This is a genomic window from Thermoflexus sp., assembly GCF_040289485.1.
Classification (GTDB): domain Bacteria; phylum Chloroflexota; class Anaerolineae; order Thermoflexales; family Thermoflexaceae; genus Thermoflexus.
The window spans coordinates 1-961 of sequence record NZ_PSLG01000112.1 but is presented as its reverse complement, the minus strand read 5'-3'; the positions used below and the strand labels follow the sequence as shown (position 1 = coordinate 961).

Sequence of the window (961 nt, the reverse complement as noted above, 5' to 3'; positions counted from 1 at the left end):
CCTGCTGATCCTGGCGGCGGGTGCCGGGATCGCTTCTTTCTTCTCCCCCTGCTCCTTTCCGCTTCTTGTGACCCTCCTGGCCCGCGCGACCGGAGTCGAGGCCGCAGGGCGTCCGTCCATCGCCCGGGCCCTGGCGTTCGCCACCGCTCTCGCGGTCGGCGCTGCCGCCTTCATGCTCCTGACCGGACTCGTCATCGCCCTGGGAGGGTCGGCGCTTCTGGCCGGCGTCACCTTCGCCAGCCCGACGGGGATCGCTATCCGCACGCTCGTCGGTCTTCTCCTCCTCGTCCTGGGGCTGATCCAGACGGGCCTCCTGCGGATCGGATTCCCGGTGCGGAGCGGATCGTTGTGCCGCTGCGGCGCTTTGAGGCGCAGGTGCGGCGGAGAAATCCGCTCCTTGGATTCGGTCTCTTCGGTTTCGGCTACGTTCTGGCGGGCCTCGGCTGAACAGGCCCCATCCTGGCCGGTCTGGCCGGGTATGCCTTCGCCCTGGGCGGTTTCGCGGCCGCCTTCGTGGCGTTCGGCCTGGCGGCCGTGGTGCTCGTGTTGCTCCTCTTCACCCTGTCCGTGGCCATCGCCACCGCCCAGGAGGAGATCGTCAGGACGGTCCACGCCCATCTCCGTGATGTGCGACGCTGGGGTGGGTGGATCCTCATCGGCATCGGCCTCTGGCTCCTAACCCTGGCCATCCTGGCGCCCTTCTTTGCCCGGATCTTTCCCGTCTAACAACAGCGCTCCTCGAGAGCGAGGAGAGTATTGCCAGCAGCTGCCGTTTTTATTATCAGAGACTGCTGCATAAATCATAACGCCTGCTCGACGGGGAGGTAGTGGGCCAGAACGCGGGTCGGGGAGAGGCGAAGGTCGGCGCGCCGACCTCGTGGGCGACGAGAGCAACGATCCAGATGGCGCAGAAGGTCAGGGTGCCCTGGAGGAGAACGGCCTTCCAAGTTGCAAGATCGGA

General features: G+C 66.5%; 1 protein-coding gene. It reads left to right on the top strand.

The genetic code is table 11. From position 1 onward, the window contains the following. Nucleotides 1-513 precede the first annotated feature (513 nt). The gene (locus C4313_RS11435; protein ID WP_352429978.1) at nt 514-726 is read left to right on the top strand and encodes a hypothetical protein; all 213 of its coding nucleotides are present in this window, start codon (nt 514-516) and stop codon (nt 724-726) included. The last annotated feature ends 235 nt before the right edge of the window (nt 727-961 follow it).